Here is an 18,877-nt window from a genome sequence, read left to right on the forward strand (position 1 = left end):
CGTTCTCACAGAGTCTTCTGCTTGCAAAGCAAGGGAATTGGCGACCTTGCCGATGGGCTGAAGGGCAGCTGCGCGTTCGTCTGGGCGAATCCCCGACGCCTGGCGTCGAACTGTTCCTTCACAAAAAACGCTACAGGTATTGCGCGAATCGCGCAATGGTGTCAAGGTTGGTGAACCCGAGGGGCGCAGCGTGCGCCACCGAGGGGGAGGCCACCGCTCAACGAGGAGTCCCGATGCCCCAGCAGCCCGCACTGCTTCCCACGTCAGACCAGCCGACGCGCGAGGTGTCGCGTCGCTCCATCCTCAAGCTCGCCTCGCTGGCCGGCGCCGGAGCGCTCTTCGCTCCCGCACTCGCCGCCTGCGCCGGGCCCAAGTCCGCCAACAGCCCGAGCACCGCCGGAGCCGGCGCCGCAGGCGGCAGCCTCAGCATCGTGCTCAACCGCAACCTGGTCAGCCTGGACAACAAGCTGAACCAGTACGACGCCGCCGTCACCGTCCAGCGCGCCGTGCGCGAGGCCCTGACGAAGATCGGCGACGACCTCAAGCCCGAGCTCGTGCTTGCCGAGTCCTTCACGCAGACCAAGCCGACCGAGTGGACCGTCAAGCTCCGCAGCGACATCCACTACTCCGACAAGTCGCCGGTCACCGTCGAGGACGTCGAGACCGCGCTCAAGCTGTACTTCCAGGTCAAGGCCGGCTATGTCGCCTCGCAGTTCCCGGAGCAGCCGAGCTTCACCAAGGTCGACGACAAGACGTTCACGCTGACGACCAAGGTCCCGGTCGTCACCCTCGACTCGCTGATGTCCAACATCCTCATCACGCCGGCCAAGGACAACAAGGCCGAGGAGCTGAGCAACGGACTCGGAACCGGTCCGTTCGTCATCACGACGGCCGACACCGGCACGGGCACCTACAAGCTGACCCGCAACGACAACTACTGGGGCGAGAAGGCGAAGCTGCAGGAGGTCAACGTCTCCTACCAGGAGGAGGAGGGCGCGCGCGTCATCGCCATCACCTCCGGCCAGGCCGACGTCATCGACACGATCACGCCCGAGTCGGCCGCCTCGCTCAAGACGAACGCCGATGTGGACGTCATCGAGACCCCCGGCACGCGCCTCATCCACCTCTTCTACAACTTCCGCAAGCCGGCCGGCCACCCGCTGGCCGACCCGAAGGTCCGCGAGGCCCTGACGTACGCCATCGACCACGACTCGCTCATCAAGGCCCTCATGAACAACCAGGTCTCCTCGGCCGAGGGTGTCGTGCCAAAGACCCTCGCGGGTTACGTCAAGACCGGCGACTACGTGTACAACCAGGCGAAGGCCAAGCAGCTGCTCGCTGCGGCAGGAGTCTCCGACCTCAAGCTGACCTTCATCTGGGAGGACTCCGAGTTCGCGGGCGCCTCACGCGTCCTCGAGGCCATCTCGCAGATGCTGGCCGCGGTCGGCGTCACCGCGACCCTGAAGATGATCCCCAAGGGCGGCGAGATCAACGCCTGGCGCCGCGGCGAGGCGGGTGACTGGGACGTGCTCGCGAACGGCTACGGCAACCAGACCGGTCTCGCGCTGACCAACCTCGTGGGCCAGTACGGCGGCACGCCCGCCAAGGAGAAGACCAAGGACACCTACCAGGGGTACGTGTTCCCCGACATCGTCGCGCTCCTCGACAAGGCGGGCGCCGAGGCCGACGAGGCCAAGCGCAACGACCTGCTCAAGCAGGCCCAGGAGAAGATCTGGGCCACCTGGCCGGCCCTGTGGGCCTGGACGCCGAACAACGTCCTCGCCAAGCGCAAGCGCGTCTCGACGCTGAAGCTGCGGGCCATCAACTCCTACGACCTCGGCGCGGTCACGGTCTCGGCCTGACCCGCCCGCCGAACTCCACGGCACCAAGGTGATCCCATGTTGACCTACGTCCTCAAGCGCATCGGGCAGACCGTGCTCACCGCGTTCCTCGCGACCGCGACGGTCTTCGTCCTGCTGCGGATGGCCCCGGGTGACCCGGCGGCGAACTACGCGCCACCGAACCCGACCTCGGAGCAGCTCGCTGCCATCCGTGAGCAGTTCGGGCTCGACCAGTCGATCCCGGTGCAGTTCTTGACCTTCCTGCAGCACCTCTTCCAGGGAGACGTCGGCACCTCGTTCTTCTTCAAGCGTCCGGCGCTCGAGGTGGTCATGGAACGCATCCCGTACACGATCACCCTGGCGGTGGCCGCGATCGTCGTCACGGCGGTGGTCGCGATCCCGCTGGGTGTGTGGATGGCCCGCAGGGCCAACACCGGCAAGGAGCTCGGCGCCAACATCGCCACGATCGCGGGCCAGTCGATGCCGGACTTCTGGATCGGCTTCGTCCTGCTCATCGTCTTCGCCGTGAACCTCGGCTGGTTCTCGCCCGCCGGGTTCAACTCGGCGAGCTCGATCGTGCTGCCGACCGTGACGATCGCGATCCTCCAGATCGCCCTCATCTCGCGGCTCGTACGCCGCGAGATGGTCGTCAACATGGCGGCGCCCTACCTCACCGTCGCCCGCTCCCGCGGCATCTCGCAGCGGGCCCTGACCTGGCGGTACGCGTTCGGCAACTCGGCGATCCCCGTGGTCACCGCGCTCGGCACGCGTTTCGCCGCGATGCTCAACGGTGTGGTCATCGTCGAGGTCGTCTTCAAGTGGCCCGGGGTGGGCGAGCTCGTCGTCAACGCCCTCAAGCAGCGCGACTTCCCGCTCATCCAGGCCACGGTGCTCGTCACGGTCGTGCTGGCGCTCGTCGTCCAGCTGCTCGTCGACCTGCTCTACCCGCTCATGGACCCGCGCGTCCGTCTCGGAGAGGCCAGCGCATGACCACCTCCACGCCGAACCTGCCGAACCCGCGGCTCGCGCCCGACCTCAGCGAGGTGCCCGGCTCGATCCTCGGCCGCGACTCTGCGGTGACCAAGGTGCTGCTACGTCGCTCGGCGGCCGCCCGCCGAGCCCGCTACAGCACCATCAAGATCTGGGTCGGTGCGATCTGCGCCGGGCTCGTGGTGCTGCCGGTCGCGCTCGCGCAGCTGCTGCCGCTGCCCGACCCGATCGTCGGTGCCCTCTCCGAGTCGTCGCTTCCGCCGTTCAGCGCGGGCCACCTCTTCGGCACCGACCCCAACGGCCGTGACCTGCTCAGCCGCATCCTGCACGGCGGCCAGACCTCGCTCGTCATCGGCGTGCTCGCGATCGTCGTCTCAGGCCTCGTCGGCATCGTGGCGGGTGCGGCGGCCGGCTACTTCGGCGGCTGGGTCGACACGATCGTCTCGCGCCTGCTCGAGGCGCAGATGTCGCTGCCCCTGCTGCTCATGCTCCTGCTCGTCGTCGCCCTCTTCGGGCCGTCGATCCCGGTCATCACCCTGGTCATCGCGTTCGCCCAGTGGCCCGAACCGGCACGCATCACCCGCGCCCTCGTGCTCGTGGAACGCGAGAAGCCGTACGTCGCCGCGGCCCGCGTGCTCGGCCTGCACCGCGTGTCGATCATCGCGCGGCACGTCATCCCGAACGTCCTGCAGCAGGTGCTCGTCGTCGTGCTGCTGCTCCTGGCGCAGGCCGTGCTGCTCGAGAGCGCCCTCAGCTTCCTCGGCGCCGGCGTGCAGCGCCCCTATCCGACGTGGGGCGGCATCATCTCCGACGGCCGCGAGCTGTTCGTCACCGGCAAGTGGTGGCTCGTCACGATCCCCGGCATGGTCATCGCGATGCTCGTCGTCGGGGTCAACCTCGTCGGAGACGGTCTGCGCGACCGCGTCCGCCGCGCGAAGGGAGACCAGTCATGAGCGTTCTCGAGGTCAAGGACCTGCGCGTCGAGCTGATGACCGGCGGGTCCGTCGTGCGGGCCGTCGACGGCGTCAGCTTCCACATCGACGAGGGCGAGACGGTCACCATCATCGGCGAGTCCGGCTCGGGCAAGTCGACCACGGCCATGGCGATCCTGCGCCTGCTGCCCGACGACCTCGCCGTCATCTCAGGTGAGGCGCGCATCGGCGGCCAGGACGTCACGGGCAGCCGCGCCGTCATCGACAAGCTCCGGGGCCGCGCCGTGGCGCTCATCCCGCAGGACCCGATGACCGCCCTCAACCCGATCCGCACCGTGGGCCGCCAGATGACCGAGGCCGTACGCGTCAAGTACCCGAAGCTGAGCAAGGCCGAGGCCAGGCAGCGGGCGCTGTCGCTCATGGAGCAGGTGCACATCCGCAACCCGGCCAAGCAATTCGACGCCTACCCGCACCAGCTCTCCGGCGGCATGCTCCAGCGCGTGCTCATCGCCATGGCGGTGTCGACCGACGCCGACCTCATCGTCGCCGACGAGCCGACGAGCGCCCTCGACGTGACGGTGCAGGCCGGCATCCTCGACCTGCTCCTCGAGCTGCAGGAGCAGACCGGCATCGCGCTGCTGCTCATCACGCACGACCTCGGTGTCGCGCGCCTCATGAGCGACCGCGTCCACGTCATGAAGTCAGGCACGTTCGTCGAAGGTGGTCCGGTCACCGACGTCGTCGACCACCCGCAGCACCCGTACACCCAGAAGCTGCTCGGCGCGATCCCCGAGCTCGGGCCCTGGCAGGACCCGGCGCTCGACGCCCCCACGCTCGTCAAGGAGGTCAGCCATGGCTGACGACCTGCTCACCGTCAGCAACCTCGTGGTCGAGTACCGCACCGGCAAGGAGGTCTTCCGCGCCGTCGACGACGTGTCGTTCTCGGTCCCTCGCGGCGGCACGCTGGCCATCGTGGGCGAGTCCGGCTGTGGCAAGTCGACCATCGCCAAGGCGCTCGTCAGGCTGCTCAAGCCGACGTCGGGAGTCATCGACCTCGACGGCACCGACCTGGCGCAGCTCTCCGAGAAGCAGCTGCGGCCCCTGCGGCACCGGGTGCAGATGGTCTTCCAGGACCCGTACGGCTCGCTCGACCCGCACCTCACGGCGCAGGACATCGTGGCCGAGCCGCTGCGGGTGCGTGGCGAGAAGTCGCGGAAGATCCAGCGCGACAAGGCCGCCGAGCTCATCGACCGGGTCGGCCTGCCGAAGACGGCGCTCGATCGCAAGCCCCCGGAGTTCTCGGGTGGGCAGCGTCAGCGCATCGGCATCGCGCGCGCGCTCGCCTCCGGGCCAGAGCTGCTCGTCTGCGACGAGGCGACGAGCGCGCTCGACGTCTCGGTGCAGGCCCAGGTGCTGGAGCTGCTCCGCGACCTGCAGGCCGACACGGGGCTCACCTACCTCTTCATCTCGCACAACCTCGGCGTCGTGCGCGCCATCTCGCAGGACACGATCGTCATGCGGGCCGGCCGCATCGTCGAGAGCGGGCGCACCGACGACCTGCTGTCGCGACCGCAAGAGGACTACACCCAGCGCCTGCGGCGCTCGGCCCTGGAGCCCGGCCTCATGACGGGCATCAAGCCGCGCCACCTGATCCGCCACATCGCCGCCTCCCGGGCGGCCGAGACCGAGAAGGCCTCATGACCACCTCCACCCTGCCCACCCTCGAGCTGCCGGGGCTCGACAAGCCCCTGCCGCGGCTCGTGCTCGGCACGATGACCTTCGGCGACACCGTCGACCTCGACACGGCGCGCACCATGGTCGACACGGCGCTCGACGCCGGCATCACGTCCATCGACACCGCCAACGGGTATGCCGCCGGGCGCAGCGAGGAGATGCTCGCCGAGATCCTCGAGGGCCGCCGTGACGCCGCGACGGTCGCGACCAAGGCGGGCATCTACCCCGGCGACGCGGGAGGCGCGCCCCTGCTGTCCGCCGCCGGGCTGCGCTCGTCGCTCGAGGCGAGCCTGCGCCGACTGCACACCGACCACGTCGACGTCTACTACCTGCACCAGCCCGACCGGTCGGTTCCGATCGACGAGACCGTCGCCGCGCTGGGCGAGCTGGTCAAGGAGGGCAAGGTCCGCGCCTTCGGCGTCTCCAACTTCTCGGCCTGGCAGATCGGTGACGTCTTCGCCGCGTGCGACTCCCTCGGCACCCCGCGCCCGATCCTCGCCCAGCAGCTCTACAACCTCGTCGCCCGGCGCATCGAGGCCGAGTACGCCGAGTTCGCGACGACCAAGGGCCTGGCGACGATCGTCTACAACCCGCTCGGCGGCGGCCTGCTGACGGGGCGCCACTCGTTCACCGAGTCGCCCGGCGAGGGCCGCTTCGGTTCCTCCGCGCTCGCGACCATGTACAAGGACCGCTACTGGAACGCTGAGACGTTCGCGGTCATCGAGGCCCTCGGCGCCATCGCGTCGGAGGCCGGCATCACCCTCCCCGAGCTGTCGCTGCGCTGGCTGCTGAGCAAGCCAGTCGTGTCGGCGGTGCTCCTCGGGGGTTCCAAACCACACCAGCTGGAGGCCAACATCACTGCTGCACAAGCCGGTCCGCTCCCCGACGACGTCCTCGCCGCATGCGACGAGGCAGGCCTGGCGCTCGCCGGCTCGATGCCGGGGTACAACCGATGAGCGCGCAGGGAGGCGCCGGCCAGACGGCCGTGGAGCGCAGTCGCGGCCGCGTGCTCGACTACGCGCGCCGCGTACGGGCGCGTGAGCAGATCCTCGGCTACTGGGTCATCATCGACTCGCCGGTGTCGACCGAGCGGCTCGCCCGGCTCGGTTGGGACTACGTGTGCTTCGACGCCCAGCACGGGCTGCTCGACTACAAGGGCATCCTGGCGGGCATGCAGGCCATCGACGCCGGCGGAGAGTCCGTGGGCATGGTCCGGGTCGGTGCCAACGACCCGTTCCTCATCGGCCAGGCGCTCGACGCCGGCGCTGCGGGCGTCATCGTGCCCCTGGTCAACACCGCCGAGGACGCCGCCCGCGCCGTCTCCTACGCGAAGTACGGCCCCGAGGGCATCCGGTCCTACGGCCCCATGCGCTCGCAGCTGCGGATCGGGCCCAACCCGGCCGACAGCAACGCGGCCACCGTGGTGCTCGCGATGATCGAGACCCCGCAGGGCCTGGCGAACGTCGAGGAGATCGCGGCGACCCCGGGCATCGACGGCCTCTACATCGGGCCCTCCGACCTGCGTCTCGCCGTCGGCGGCGCGACCTCGGTCGACGCGGCGGTCGACGACGTCTTCGAGGCCGCCGTCGAGCGCATCCTCAAGGCAGCGCAGGACGCCGGCATCGCCGCGGGCTTCCACACCCCGAGCGGCGAGGTCGCGGCCAAGCGGCTCGGCCAGGGGTTCACGCTCGCCACCGTCTCGTCCGACCTGATCCACCTCGAGCAGGCCTCCACGGCCCACCTCAAGGCGGCCCGGAGCGAGTCGTGAGCGTCGCGGACGCCGCGGCCGAGACACTCCCCACCGACGGCGTCTTGCGCCCGCGCGACGGAGGCGGCCGTACGGCATACCTCCCCACCCCGACGGTGCAGTGCCACGCCGCCAATCTCGCGTGGCTGCCGAACGGCGACCTCGCCTGCGTGTGGTTCGGTGGCACGCAGGAGGGCGTCAGTGACATCACCGCGTACCTCTCGCGTATGCCGTCCGGCACCGACACGTGGCTCGACCCGGTTGCGCTCAGCGACGACCCGACGAGGTCGGAGCAGAACCCGATCCTCTTCACCGCTCCCGACGGCGACGTCTGGCTGCTCTACACGGCTCAGCTCGCCGGCAACCAGGACACGTCGGAGGTGCGCCGGCGGGTCTCGCGCGACGGCGGCGAGACGTGGGAGGCACCGGCGGTCCTGCTGCCGGCGACCGACCGGGGCGGCGTCTTCGTGCGCCAGCCGCCGGTCGTCCTCGCAAGCGGCCGCATTCTGCTGCCGGTCTTCAACTGCGTGACGGTGCCCGGCGAGAAGTGGGTCGGCAACGAGGACACGTCGAGCGTGTGGTGGAGCGACGACGGCGGCACCACCTGGACCGAGGCGCCGGTGCCCGGCTCACTCGGGTGCGTGCACATGAACATCGTTGTGCGACAGGATGGCTCACTCTGGGCGTGCTTCCGCAGCCGCTGGGCCGACCATGTCTGGGAGACCACCTCGACCGACGACGGTCTCACGTGGGCCGACCCGACCCCAACCGAGCTGCCCAACAACAACTCGTCGATCCAGGCCGTCGCGACGGGTGGGGGAGAGGTCGCGCTGGTGTTCAACAGGAGCTCGGCCCTCGACGCCACCGAACGGCGCGTCTCGCTCTACGACGAGATCGACGACGAGGGAGTCGTCGACGGTCTCGACGGGCCGGCCGTGGCCGAGCCCTCACCCGAGGACACGGAGGCCCGGGGGCGCCGCACCGCCTTCTGGGGTGCGCCTCGTGCGCCGATGACCTTGGGCCTGAGCCCCGACGACGGCCGCTCCTGGCAGGTGCTCGTCGACCTCGAGACGGGTGACGGCTACTGCATGTCGAACAACTCGCGCGACGGGCTCAATCGCGAGCTGTCCTACCCCTCGGTGCTTCCCGGCCGCGACGGCGACCTGCACGTCGCGTACACCTACCACCGCCGCGCCATCAAGCACGTGCACCTGCCCGCAGACGTCGTCGACCACCTCCGCGGCGCTGGCAGCGGCCCATCCCGGTGAACGCGGCGACGACGCCCGAGCCGGCCCCCACCGCCACCGGCGAGCGCGCGACACGCAGCGCGGTCGTCACGGGGGCCAGCTCGGGCATCGGCCTCGCCATCGCCCACGACCTCCTCGGTGCCGGGTGGCACGTGCTCGGCCTCAGCCGCTCGCGCGGTGGGCTGTCGGACGCCGCCACGTGGGTGCCGTGCGACCTGGCGGACGTGATCTCGACCGACGAGGCCGTGCGCGTGGTCCGCGAGGCCACGGCCGGCGGCGTGGACGCCATCGTCCATGCCGCCGGCCTGCAGTACTCCGCCCGTGTCGGCGACCTCGAGCCCGAGCAGGGCGAGCGGATGTGGGCGGTGCACGTGCGCGGCGCGGAGCTCGTCGTCTGCGGCCTTCTCGGGTCGCTCGTCGACGGCGGTCGCGTCGTGCTCGTCGGCAGTCGCACCATGACCGGCGTGCCCGGCAAGAGCCAGTACGCCGCGACGAAGGCTGCGCTCGCGGCGATGGCGCGCGCGTGGGCCAGTGAGCTCGCACCACGGCGCATCACCGTCAACGTCGTCGCCCCCGGCCCCACGCGTACGGCGATGCTCGACGACCCCAACCGGTCGTCGGTGCCTCCGGTCGTTCCGCCGCTCGGGCGCCTCGTCGAGCCCTCCGAGGTCGCGGCGCTGACGCGTTTCCTGCTCGACCCGTCGGGTGCGATGGTGACCGGGCAGACCATCGTCATCTGCGGCGGCGCCTCCCTCCCCTGAGCCCCATCTTCGTGCTTGGGTGGTGCCTTCGTGCGAAACGGGCGCGAGACGGGGACCACAGGGGTCACAGGGGCAAGGAGCACGACATGAGCGAACCCACGCGCGAGCTGACGGCACGGACTGGTTGGTGGGCCACTCTCGCCGAGGACAACGAGGCGAGCCGGGAGCAGTGGGCACTCGTCGTCGGTCTGGTGCTCGCGGGCTGGATGATGCCACTGCTGCCGCGCGCGGCCCTGTGGCTGCTCGCCGCGGTCGCATCGGTGGCGGTGCGCTGTCCGCGCTGGGTCGGCGCGCTGCTCGTGACGGTCTCGGTGCCGCTGCTGCTGCTCGCCGCCGTCACCGGGAGCATCTGGTACCGCTAGGTGCGAGTCAGCCCGCTGTGGCCGGGACGGCGCCGGCGGCCAGGCGGGGCGAGGCCGCGCGGATGAGGACCGTGGCCCAGGTGCGCCACGGGCGCCACCGTTCGGCGAAGGCCGTATAGGCGTCGTCGGTCATGGGGGCCTCGATCCTGTAGAGCTCGTGGACGGTTGCGCGGCTGCGTGCCTCGCCGATCGGAAGCACGTCGGCTAGGCCACAGGCACGGATGACGACGAGCGAGCTGTAGAAGGGCCCGATGCCCGGCAGTCGCTGGAGGTCGGCCTGAGCCGCGCCGGGGCCGAGGGCGACCAGCCGGCCGACGTCGAGGTCGCCGCGCGCCGCCGCATCGGCAACGGCCCGCAACCGCGGGATGCGGTCGGCGGGCAGGCCGTCGACCCGCTCGACCTGCCCGAGCCGGGAGGGTGGCGGCATCGCCGTCACCCGCCGCCCGGCCAGCTCGAACGACGCGCCGTGCTCGGCGCCCAAGCGGTCTCGCAGCCGAATGCCTTGGCTGCGCGGCCTGCGGGCACTCACGACAGACCAGATGAGCGCGTCGTAGGGCGAATGGAACAGGGGCGGCCGAAGCCCCGGAGCGACGGCCTGCAGCGCGCCGATGACAGGGTCGCGCCGCCCGAGCGCGGCGAAGTCGTCGCCGTCGTGGTCGCAGGACAGGATGCGTGCGACCTGGCGGGCCACGGCGTCGGGATCGGCTCCGCCGTGGATCACGAGGTCGAGGTGATCGCCCCGCTGGCGCACCTCGACCCCCGCAGCCGTCTCGAGATCGTCGTCGACTCCGAACGCGAGCCGCATGACGCCGTCGAACGAGGTCTCGCTGCGATAGCCGAAACCGAAGAGGGCGAGCTCCTCGAGCGAGAAGGGCCCATTGGTGGAGATGGAGCGGGTGGCGGTCATCTCCCCATGGTGACGACCGGCACCGACAGCCCTCCACGGCAACGGAGTCGGCCCGCTGCGGCACCGTGCCCGACAGTCGAGTGCGCTGTGCGCCCAGGCCACCTACTGAGCGCTGCGCTCAAGCGCGTGGAGCGCCGGGATCTGGCGGAGTGAGAGACATGATGCTGGCCCCCGTCGGGCTGCGGTGGACGATGTCGGCGCATCGTCCACCGCAAACCCTTTCGATCGGCGGGCGGACGCGTCAGTCGTCGTGGCTCTTGTGGCTCTTGACGACGACCGTGCCCACCATCCCCATCCCATCGTGGAACTGGCAGATGTAGTGGTAGGTCCCCGCCTTCTCGAACGTCACGCGGAAGTGCGTGCCCGGACCTGCAGTCGGCAGGACGCCCGAGCTGAGTGAGCCACCGGTGAAGTGCCTCGGGTCACCGACCGGGATCGGCGCCGGGGGCTCGGTGCCGAAGGTCACCGTGTGCGGCACCGGATCGCCCATGTTGAGCGACCAGTCGAAGTCGACCGTGTCGCCGACGTGCACGGTCACGGTCTGCCGGATGAAGCGCATCACCATGAGCATGTGCTTCTCGTCGACCGCCCCGACGTAGACGTGGTGGTTGCTCGACTTCTCCCTGATCTCCGAGACCAGGTCGAAGCCGTGGCGGACGGTGGATGCCCGGCCGGCCCGGTACTGGCGGTCGTAGAAGCGCTGCGAGTGCGGGTACGGGGTGCCGGCAGCGGCCACGTGGACCGTGCCTCTCATCGCCTGGCCGTGGATGAGGCAGTAGTAGACGAAGTCACCCTGACCCGTGAAGGTCAGACGGTAGGAGGTGATCGTCGGTGGCAGCTCGGAGAACTGGATCGTCGACATCACTCCGGAGTTGCGCACGTCACCCGGCGTCCCGATCCGGTGGCTCGCCGACTGGGTGGTCTGGGCCGGGTTGCTCGGGTCGAACGGGGCCGGCAGCTGTCCGGGCGGCAGGAAGGTCACGGTGTGCGGCTCCATAGAGGCGGCGGTCCAGCGGACGGTGTCGCCCACGTCGATCCAGATTTCGCCCGGCAGGAACTGCATGCCTTGGATCGCGCCGTTCCTCGACTGGTCGCCGACGTGGACTCTCCAGGTGGTCGGTCCCGCCATCCTCTCCGTTCCCGCTGTCGCGGCGGGCGACAGGAAAAGCGACCCCAGCAGCACCGCCGCGACGGCCGCCACCAGCATCCGCAATCTCTTGGGCACGTGGATCTTCATTGGTCCTCCAAAGGCACGAAACTTGCCCTCCGGCGCCCGAAGGGCGTGTCCACGCTAGGGAGTTCGAGCCCATCGCCACGGCGGAACAGGAACATCCCAGTGACCCTCCACCCGGCGTCCAGCGGGGAGCGGCGGAACATCACGGGATGTCATCCTTTAGCGATCCGATACGCCGAAATCCTCTGTGTCGCAGTACAGCCCGCCAAGTGCGACATGCCCCGTTGGTCGCCTCACGGTTGGTCGCCGCCGTGGTCTGGATCCCACCGCGGCACCGCCTCGGACCGCTGCTCCGCCACGCCCAACTCTTCCGTGAGGAGAGCGTCAAGGGTCAGCTGAGGCACCTGTCAACCATCACCAGAAGCCCAGATGGCCAGCATGGGCGCAGTCCTGCAAGGCGCGTGGTGGGCCCCGTCGGGCTCGAACCGACGACCGGCGGATTAAAAGTCGGTCCGAGGGGTGCGGCGCCTCTGGGTCGTGAGGACTTTCGAGCACGGATGTTCAATGCTCGTTGCTGTGGGCTGCCGACGTCTTCCGAGCCAGCGTGCCCCTTTTGCGCCCCCAAGCGGCCGGGCGAGGCGGACGGGAGGGCGACCGCCGCCTTGGCAGCCAGATACAGCGTGTTCTCGCCGGTGCTCGTGTGGGTGATGGTGTACGCGATCGCGTGTTGTTGGGGTCCCGCTGGCGACCTGTTCGGACGCCTTGCACGACGAATGTGCCACGCGGGTCTGCGCAGTCAGTGGGGCGGGCTGGGCTGGGTGGTGCCGCGCAGAAGGCGCTTGTGGATGCCGGCCGTGCGGGTCGTCGACGCCGCCACGCGCTCAAGGCGGGCAGTGGTCCTCTGCGGGACTGAGCCCGAGCAGCGACGGCTGGGGCTCCTCTCGTCCCCAGCGCATGAGCCTCAGCCACGAGGAATGACGGCCCTCTGCCCACGTGCCGGTTCCAAGTCTTTGCCCTGCGCGTTCCTAGGACTCAGCTCCGCGCGCGCCGCGGACGAAGCGGATGGAGATCGGGTAGCGCCACCAGACGCGACGGCTTGCCTGGACCGCCCCTCGGATGGCCGTCCCGAGGAGCACGGCACCGGCGAGGAACGCGAGTGGAAAGGCGATGAAGAGGAGGGTCGGTGGGTTCGGGTCGTCGGGGTTCGCGGCCGTCGTGATGACCAGGCTGCCGATGAGGACGTTCCACAGGATTGCGAAGAGGATCTGTGCGTTGAGCGCTTCGGTCGCGTGGTGCTTCACGAAGGGATCCTGCTTGCCGGCCGTGAGTCGGATGATCAACGGGGCGAACACGGGCATGGCGAAGAAGCTCACGTGGGACAAGACCGCCCACGTCGTGTCCGGCTGGGCTTGCGGCATGGTGTTGCTCGTCCACGCGGCGCCGTCCCACCAGCGCATGTGTCCGGAGCCGTCGGGGTACCAGCCGGCAGATGGAGCAGCCGGGTGGGCAGGTACGTCCGGACGAGGTGCGTCGTAGGTCACCGGGAGAGTGTGCCGCATGCGGGAGGGCGCTTCGTTCAGGCCATGAGCGACCCCGGCAAATTGGCGCGGGGTGTGGTGGGGTGCGCGTAGGCGCGCCAGCGCCGGAGCGCGGGGTCCCCATCGCGGGGTCCCGCGCTTTTTCGCGCCGGAGGCGCGCTTGAGCCAGTACAGAAACTCCTCACGACATCAATCTCGGGTCCATGTCCTGTGCCACCTGATGCGCGACATGGGTGCGTCACCTGATGTGCGATAACGGGCGCGCCGTCAGCGGCAGGGGCGGTTACCCCATCGGGTGTCTACAAGGTCGCGTGCGCGTGGCGGAGGTGCTTGGCCCTTCGGCGAGAAAGTGGGGATCAGGACCCGTCGGCCGAAAGGTGCCACATCCCGGAGCCTCGCTCGCAGGCCTTGAGGACGGGATGAGCGTCGAGGAGTCGGCGTATTTCCGCTTCTTCGACAAGGTCCTCGTCGACAGTCAGCCTGCGCAATCGCCGGCACCGGCTCAACGCGTCAACGTTCTGTAGTCGTCGCTGGGCGCCGATCCGCAGCCACTCGAGGCCGGGGTGCTCAGCCAGGGGCAGCAGGTCCAGCCCTGGGTTGGATGCTGTATCCGCGCGATCACGGCGCGGACCGATAAGGGCCAGGTCTTTCAGGGTGGGGAGCGCGCGCATCCCAGACACGTCGGTAACCACGTGATCCGTGACCTCGAACCTTGTCAGTTTTGGCGATTCGCCGAGGGCACTCAGGCTCAGCAGTGGACCGCCGCCCTCTCCTTGGCAGATCACGGTTTCCAGACTCGGCCCACCGATCAGGTCACCGACGGCAACCCCACCTGCCCCCAGGATCGTCAGCACCTGCAAGGAAGGCAGGCCTCGAACGCCCGTCACGCCGGGCCGTCTCGCATCGATCACCGCGAGACGTAGTCCAGACAGGGCCGATAGGTCCAACGTGTTGCCGGCGGCGGGCCCGATGACGGTTAGTTCCTCCAACTCCGTCAGGGATCCGAGGCACGAGTCATCGACACCGCGGACCCGAAGCTCCACAGCGCGCAAACCCGGCAGGGCCAGTAATGGCTCGGCCGTGCGCCCGCGGGCTTGCGTGCTCCAGCGCCATTCGACCTCGCTGGCTCCGCGCTCGCGATACAGCTGGGAGCATTCCTCGGTCCACGCTCCCGACCGGATCACGACCGTCGCGCCCGGCCGACGCCCCCTACCGCCATCGGCGGCGCTTCGCGCAACTACCCTCAGCCCCTTGACCACGACAGGGCACCCTACCGGCGCACACGCACGGGTCGCTGGCATCTGGAGGGAGTGAGGCGGGTCAGGATCCCCTCCGCGGCAGGAGCGGACTTCCGACAGCAGTGATTGCGTACGCTGTGGTCCGCTCAGTGCCTCGCAGTGCTCCAGCGTGCAGACACTTCAACGATGGGATGGTGCCTTGCCTCGGATCCGGCCTCCGCAGATCCGCAAACTGACGGCGGGATACACAGGCACGGAACCCCGCAAGGTGCTTGAAGTGCACGGCCCCTGGCAACCCCAATGGCTCGACCTCTACACGTCGCGGGATTGTGACGGCATCAACTGGCGCTGGGAAACGCGGGCCAAGCATGCGGATCTGGCGCCGCTCCTGGATCTGCCCGGGCTCAGGTGGATCGGTTTGCGGCTGAGGGGCGTCAATGATGCTCTCGTCGCCAGTTTCCCTCACCTCACGGAACTGGACCTCTACAGCAACTGCGCTGAGCCGCTCGACCTCAGCGCGCGTCATGAGCTTGCCGTCGTCGCCGTCGAACGACCCGTTCCGCTCGGGCTAGACGGCCTTGGCGACCTGAGCTCCCTCTGGGTGTCCGGCTGGCGCAATGAGACGTTCCGCGTTCCCGACTCACCGAACCTGAAAAGCCTTCGCGTGGAAGGCGCCGTCGGCGGCCCGTGGATCACCGAACTGCTCAATCTCAAGGCGGTACCCGCGCTGAAGTCCCTCTGGCTGGATCGAGTACTGCCAGCGACGCTGGAGCCTGTCGGTTCGCTGGCACGCCTTGAGCGGCTCTACATCGACAGCTACCCCAGACCGGCTGATGACCTCTTCCTGGATCTCGGACCTTTGGCGGACTGCCAGATGCTGCGACACATCCATGTCAGCGGCTGCCGAGTCCGGTCCTTCGAGCCACTGAGAGACCTTCCCCGTCTGATCACGCTCTTCGGGCCCCTGGCCGATCAAGATGAGGTGTACCAAGCCCTTCACGCGGCGGTTGACGCCCGGTACCGAGCACGCTCACGAAGGTCGCCAGCCGACGCGCCGAAGTAGGCCATCCTCCTGAGGCATCTGCAGGCGGTTGACTATCGCTCATCGGCATGTGGGTGAAACTTCGACCGTGCGACACGCGGCGTGTTTCTTCGTGGATCGGCGCCTTGGGCGTGGATGGTGGGAGTGCGGACATACCCAAATAAAAAGACCTGAACTGACAAAACTGCGGGCTTGATGCCCTGGGGGTCGGCTCCCCACCCCGGCCAGAGGCCATCCACATGAATAGCCGCCACACACAGACACGAAACTTCTCGTCCGCCACCTTGATCGTCATCACCTGACGTGGCCTGGCGTGTGCGCGGCTCCCCGCAGCGCCGGCATCTTCTCGATCGTTTCTGGGCCGCCCTTCGGACCGGGTGTGCCGTGCAGCGGGAGCCGCAGTACCTGCACGGCACACCCACCCCGGAACAGGGAAGGGGGTGGCCGAGATGAGCCGGGCAACACGAGACCGCATCTGGGACGCCGTCCCCCTGCCTCCCGCTGAACCCGCGCGCGAGCACGCCAGTGAGCCTCCGGCCGGGGAAGGCCACCCGCTCGACTTGGGGCACCTCGACGCCGCCACCGAGGCGCAGGTCATCGCTCGGCTGACCTCACGAGACTTCGACGCTTGGTCCGAGGCGGCCTCCCGAGTCGGGCACTGCGCCAAGCCGATTCGGCTCCACGGACACTCAGACACGGTCGACGTTGGGACCGGCGAGGTGCTCTCGAGCTTCTCCTCGGCCGACACTCCGCTGGGGGTGCTGCACGTGCGGTGCGGGAATCGCCGCGCGGCCGAGTGCCCGTCCTGCTCACGGCTGTACGCCGCCGACACGTTCCACCTGATCCGGGCCGGCGTGACCGGCGGCAAAGGCGTTCCCGACACCGTTGCTGACAACCCGCTCGTCTTCGCGACGCTGACCGCGCCCTCGTTCGGGACCGTGCACGGCACCCGGGGCGGCCGCACCTGCCGGCCCTTCACTGCCAAAGGCCAGGACCGGGTGTGCGAGCACGGGCGCTCGACGGTCTGCCACGACCGGCACGGCGACGAGGACGAGCTGCTCGGGCAGCCGCTGTGCCGGGACTGCTACGACTACGAGAGCCACCTCGTATGGCAGTGGTGGGCGCCGGAGCTGTGGCGCCGGTTCACCATCGACCTGCGCCGGCTCCTGGCCCGACACCTCGGTGTTCCCGAGACGCGGCTGTCGGAGTTGCTCACCGTGCAGTACGCGAAGGTCGCCGAGTTCCAGCAACGTGGCATCGTCCACTTCCACGCCCTGATCCGTCTCGACGGGCCCAAAACGGCTGACGGGTTCGCCCCCGCCCCAGCCTCCACGACGGCAGCGATACTCGCCCAGGTCGTCGAGCAGGCTGTCGGCGGGGCGTCCTTCGACGCGCCCCCACTCTTCGATGATGACCCGGTCCGGACGCTGCGGTTCGGTGCCCAGGTCGACGTGCGCCCGATCAAGTCCTCCCGACGCACCGACGATCCGGACCGTGAACTCACCTCGGGGCAGGTCGCCGGCTACCTGGCCAAGTACGCGACCAAGTCCGCCGGCGACTTGATCAACGGCGACAACCCGCACCTCCGCCGGCTGCGCGCGACCCTCGCCGAAGTCACCGACCACATCGCGACCGACGCGCGCGCCGGGGGAACCCCGCTGAGAGAGCACCCGTACGCACTCCTCGGGAAGTGGAACCGGATGCTCGGCTTCCGCGGCCACTTCTCCACGAAGTCCCGGCGCTACTCGATCACGCTCGGACGCTTGCGCCGGGCGCGCACGCGATTCCAGAGACGCCTTTCCGACGCCAGTCGTCACGGCCGGACCCTCGACGTCCGCGACCTCGACGACCTCCTCGCAGACGACCTCGAGGAGACCACCCTCGTCGTCGGTCAGTGGTCATATGCCGGGTCAGGCTGGGACACCGACGGCGATGCCGAGCTTGCCAAGGCCGCTGCTGCTCGGGCCCGCGAGTATGCCCAGTGGAAGGCAGCGCAGAGCGTCGATTCTTCATCACCGCAGGGCAATCCGAGTAGGGGAGAAGGGCAATGAGTGAGGCTGATGTGTTGTGGACCGTCCAGGACGTGAGCGACTTTCTGCGCGTCCCGGTAGCCACGATCTACCAGTGGCGGGTCCGGCATGAGGGCCCGCAAGCAATGCGGATCGGGCGTCACCTGCGCTTCGACCCCGAGACGGTTCGCGAGTGGTCGCGTGGGCAGCTGGAGGTCGGGTGATGGCGAGCATCAGCAAGAACCCGAAGGACCCCGGTTGGCAGGCACGGTGGCGCGACCCGGGTGGACGGCAGCGCAAGAAGAACTTCGCCCGCAAGGTCGACGCTCAACGATGGCTCGACCAGATGCAGGCAGAGCGGCATCGCGGTCAGTACATCGATCCGAGGGCCGGCAAGGTGCGGGTGCGTGACGTCGCCGAAGCGTGGGCTCGTGGCCTGACGCATCTCAAGGTGTCGACCGCGACGCGGTACCGCGGGCTCGTCAACGGCCACATCCTTCCTCGCTTCGGTGACTGGGCCATCGCGGATCTGAGGCACAGTGACGTCCGCGACTGGGTGGGCGATCTGTCGGCGACAGGTCTCTCAGCCGGGACCGTGCGGCAGGCGCACCGGGTGCTGTCCCTGATCCTGGCCGAGGCGGTGAAGGACGGGCGGCTCTCCCGAAACCCTGCTGCGGGGGTCCAGTTGCCGCGAGCAGTGCGGGCAGATCCGCGTTTTCTGAGCGCCGCGGAGGTCGCTCGCCTTGTCGAGGCTGCACAGCCGAACGGCCTCAGCGTGGCGGTACTCGCGTTCTGCGGCCTGCGCTTCGGGGAGCTCGCAGCCCTCCGGGTGCGGCGGATCAACCTGCTCCGCCGTCGCCTCGTCATCGCCGAAAGCGTCACGGAGGTGGCCGGCCGTGCGGTGTGGTCGCTGCCCAAGACGAACCGCACGAGGACCGTGCCGTTCCCACCGTCGCTGGCTCAGGGGATCGAGGGACAGTGTCAGGGGAAGGGGCCCGAGGACCTGCTCTTCACCGCGCCCGAGGGCGGCGTCCTGCGCTTGGGCAACTGGCGTCGTCGTGTCTTCGACCCCGCCTGCCGGGCAGCCGGCGTCGTCGACGTCACACCGCACGACCTGAGGCACACCGCGGCCTCGTTGGCGATCGCCTCGGGCGCAAACGTCAAGGCCGTGCAGCAGATGCTCGGGCACGCCTCGGCGGCCATGACTCTCGACGTGTACGCCGGTCTTTTCGGCGACGACCTGGACGCCGTGGCGCTGGCTCTCGACGGCCTTGTGCCCCTTTTGCGCCCCCTGGAGGCCGCTGACGGCGACGGGCTTGGCAAGTCCAAAGGGGCAGACAGTGCCTGACCTGCGC

General features: G+C 69.3%; 18 protein-coding genes. 14 read left to right on the top strand and 4 right to left on the bottom strand.

Going from position 1 to position 18,877, the window contains the following annotated elements:
- The first annotated feature begins 233 nt into the window (after window positions 1-233).
- The 10 genes from AB4091_RS00105 to AB4091_RS00150 all read left to right on the top strand — a co-directional run bounded on the left by AB4091_RS00105 (window position 234) and on the right by AB4091_RS00150 (window position 9,614).
- The gene (locus tag AB4091_RS00105; protein WP_442289699.1) at window positions 234-1,862 is read left to right on the top strand and encodes an ABC transporter substrate-binding protein; all 1,629 of its coding nucleotides are present in this window, start codon (window positions 234-236) and stop codon (window positions 1,860-1,862) included.
- Between the two features lie 36 nt (window positions 1,863-1,898).
- Window positions 1,899-2,831 carry an ABC transporter permease gene (locus AB4091_RS00110; RefSeq protein WP_442289700.1) on the top strand — a complete coding sequence of 311 codons (933 nt, stop codon included), beginning with the start codon at window positions 1,899-1,901 and terminating at the stop codon, window positions 2,829-2,831.
- Complete coding sequence (locus AB4091_RS00115; protein ID WP_442289701.1) at window positions 2,828-3,784, top strand: ABC transporter permease; 957 nt, start codon at window positions 2,828-2,830, stop codon at window positions 3,782-3,784. The genes AB4091_RS00110 and AB4091_RS00115 overlap by 4 nt, the downstream gene beginning before the upstream one ends.
- Window positions 3,781-4,623, top strand: coding sequence for an ABC transporter ATP-binding protein (locus AB4091_RS00120; RefSeq protein WP_442289702.1), 843 nt, complete (start codon window positions 3,781-3,783; stop codon window positions 4,621-4,623). Before AB4091_RS00115 ends, AB4091_RS00120 begins: the two co-directional genes overlap by 4 nt.
- On the top strand, window positions 4,616-5,464 hold the full coding sequence (locus AB4091_RS00125) for an ATP-binding cassette domain-containing protein (RefSeq protein WP_442289703.1): 849 nt from the start codon (window positions 4,616-4,618) through the stop codon (window positions 5,462-5,464). Before AB4091_RS00120 ends, AB4091_RS00125 begins: the two co-directional genes overlap by 8 nt.
- Window positions 5,461-6,453, top strand: a complete 993-nt coding sequence (locus AB4091_RS00130; RefSeq protein WP_442289704.1) for an aldo/keto reductase — start codon at window positions 5,461-5,463, stop codon at window positions 6,451-6,453. Before AB4091_RS00125 ends, AB4091_RS00130 begins: the two co-directional genes overlap by 4 nt.
- Window positions 6,450-7,265, top strand: coding sequence for an HpcH/HpaI aldolase family protein (locus AB4091_RS00135; protein ID WP_442289705.1), 816 nt, complete (start codon window positions 6,450-6,452; stop codon window positions 7,263-7,265). Before AB4091_RS00130 ends, AB4091_RS00135 begins: the two co-directional genes overlap by 4 nt.
- Window positions 7,262-8,512, top strand: a complete 1,251-nt coding sequence (locus AB4091_RS00140) for a sialidase family protein (RefSeq protein WP_442289706.1) — start codon at window positions 7,262-7,264, stop codon at window positions 8,510-8,512. Before AB4091_RS00135 ends, AB4091_RS00140 begins: the two co-directional genes overlap by 4 nt.
- The gene (locus AB4091_RS00145; RefSeq protein WP_442289707.1) at window positions 8,509-9,252 is read left to right on the top strand and encodes an SDR family NAD(P)-dependent oxidoreductase; all 744 of its coding nucleotides are present in this window, start codon (window positions 8,509-8,511) and stop codon (window positions 9,250-9,252) included. Before AB4091_RS00140 ends, AB4091_RS00145 begins: the two co-directional genes overlap by 4 nt.
- Before the next feature lie 86 nt (window positions 9,253-9,338).
- Window positions 9,339-9,614: a hypothetical protein gene (locus tag AB4091_RS00150; protein WP_442289708.1), complete on the top strand. Its 276-nt coding sequence runs from the start codon at window positions 9,339-9,341 to the stop codon at window positions 9,612-9,614.
- 7 nt (window positions 9,615-9,621) lie between these two features.
- On the opposite strand, the gene AB4091_RS00155 is transcribed toward AB4091_RS00150, so the two are convergent.
- From AB4091_RS00155 to AB4091_RS00170, 4 genes are all read right to left on the bottom strand, one after another.
- A complete protein-coding gene (locus AB4091_RS00155) occupies window positions 9,622-10,521 on the bottom strand; it encodes a DNA-3-methyladenine glycosylase family protein (protein ID WP_442289709.1) in 900 nt (299 codons plus the stop codon).
- Window positions 10,522-10,762: 241 nt separating this feature from the next.
- Window positions 10,763-11,746: a plastocyanin/azurin family copper-binding protein gene (locus AB4091_RS00160; RefSeq protein WP_442289710.1), complete on the bottom strand. Its 984-nt coding sequence runs from the start codon at window positions 11,744-11,746 to the stop codon at window positions 10,763-10,765.
- Between the two features lie 974 nt (window positions 11,747-12,720).
- Window positions 12,721-13,236, bottom strand: a complete 516-nt coding sequence (locus AB4091_RS00165; protein ID WP_442289711.1) for a DUF4870 domain-containing protein — start codon at window positions 13,234-13,236, stop codon at window positions 12,721-12,723.
- A 353-nt stretch (window positions 13,237-13,589) separates the two neighbouring features.
- A complete protein-coding gene (locus tag AB4091_RS00170; protein ID WP_442289712.1) occupies window positions 13,590-14,492 on the bottom strand; it encodes a hypothetical protein in 903 nt (300 codons plus the stop codon).
- A gap of 256 nt (window positions 14,493-14,748) precedes the next feature.
- Here AB4091_RS00170 and AB4091_RS00175 point away from each other — a divergent pair, with 256 nt between their 5' ends.
- The 4 genes from AB4091_RS00175 to AB4091_RS00190 all read left to right on the top strand — a co-directional run bounded on the left by AB4091_RS00175 (window position 14,749) and on the right by AB4091_RS00190 (window position 18,870).
- Window positions 14,749-15,534 carry a hypothetical protein gene (locus AB4091_RS00175; protein WP_442289713.1) on the top strand — a complete coding sequence of 262 codons (786 nt, stop codon included), beginning with the start codon at window positions 14,749-14,751 and terminating at the stop codon, window positions 15,532-15,534.
- Between the two features lie 428 nt (window positions 15,535-15,962).
- Complete coding sequence (locus AB4091_RS00180; protein ID WP_442289714.1) at window positions 15,963-17,564, top strand: replication initiator; 1,602 nt, start codon at window positions 15,963-15,965, stop codon at window positions 17,562-17,564.
- 32 nt (window positions 17,565-17,596) lie between these two features.
- Entirely contained in the window at window positions 17,597-17,746 is a 150-nt protein-coding gene (locus tag AB4091_RS00185) for a helix-turn-helix domain-containing protein (protein WP_442289715.1), read from the top strand.
- 122 nt (window positions 17,747-17,868) lie between these two features.
- Entirely contained in the window at window positions 17,869-18,870 is a 1,002-nt protein-coding gene (locus AB4091_RS00190; protein WP_442289716.1) for a tyrosine-type recombinase/integrase, read from the top strand.
- The last annotated feature ends 7 nt before the right edge of the window (window positions 18,871-18,877 follow it).

The sequence above is a fragment of the Terrabacter sp. 2RAF25 genome (genome assembly GCF_052115265.1).
Lineage (GTDB): Bacteria > Actinomycetota > Actinomycetes > Actinomycetales > Dermatophilaceae > Terrabacter.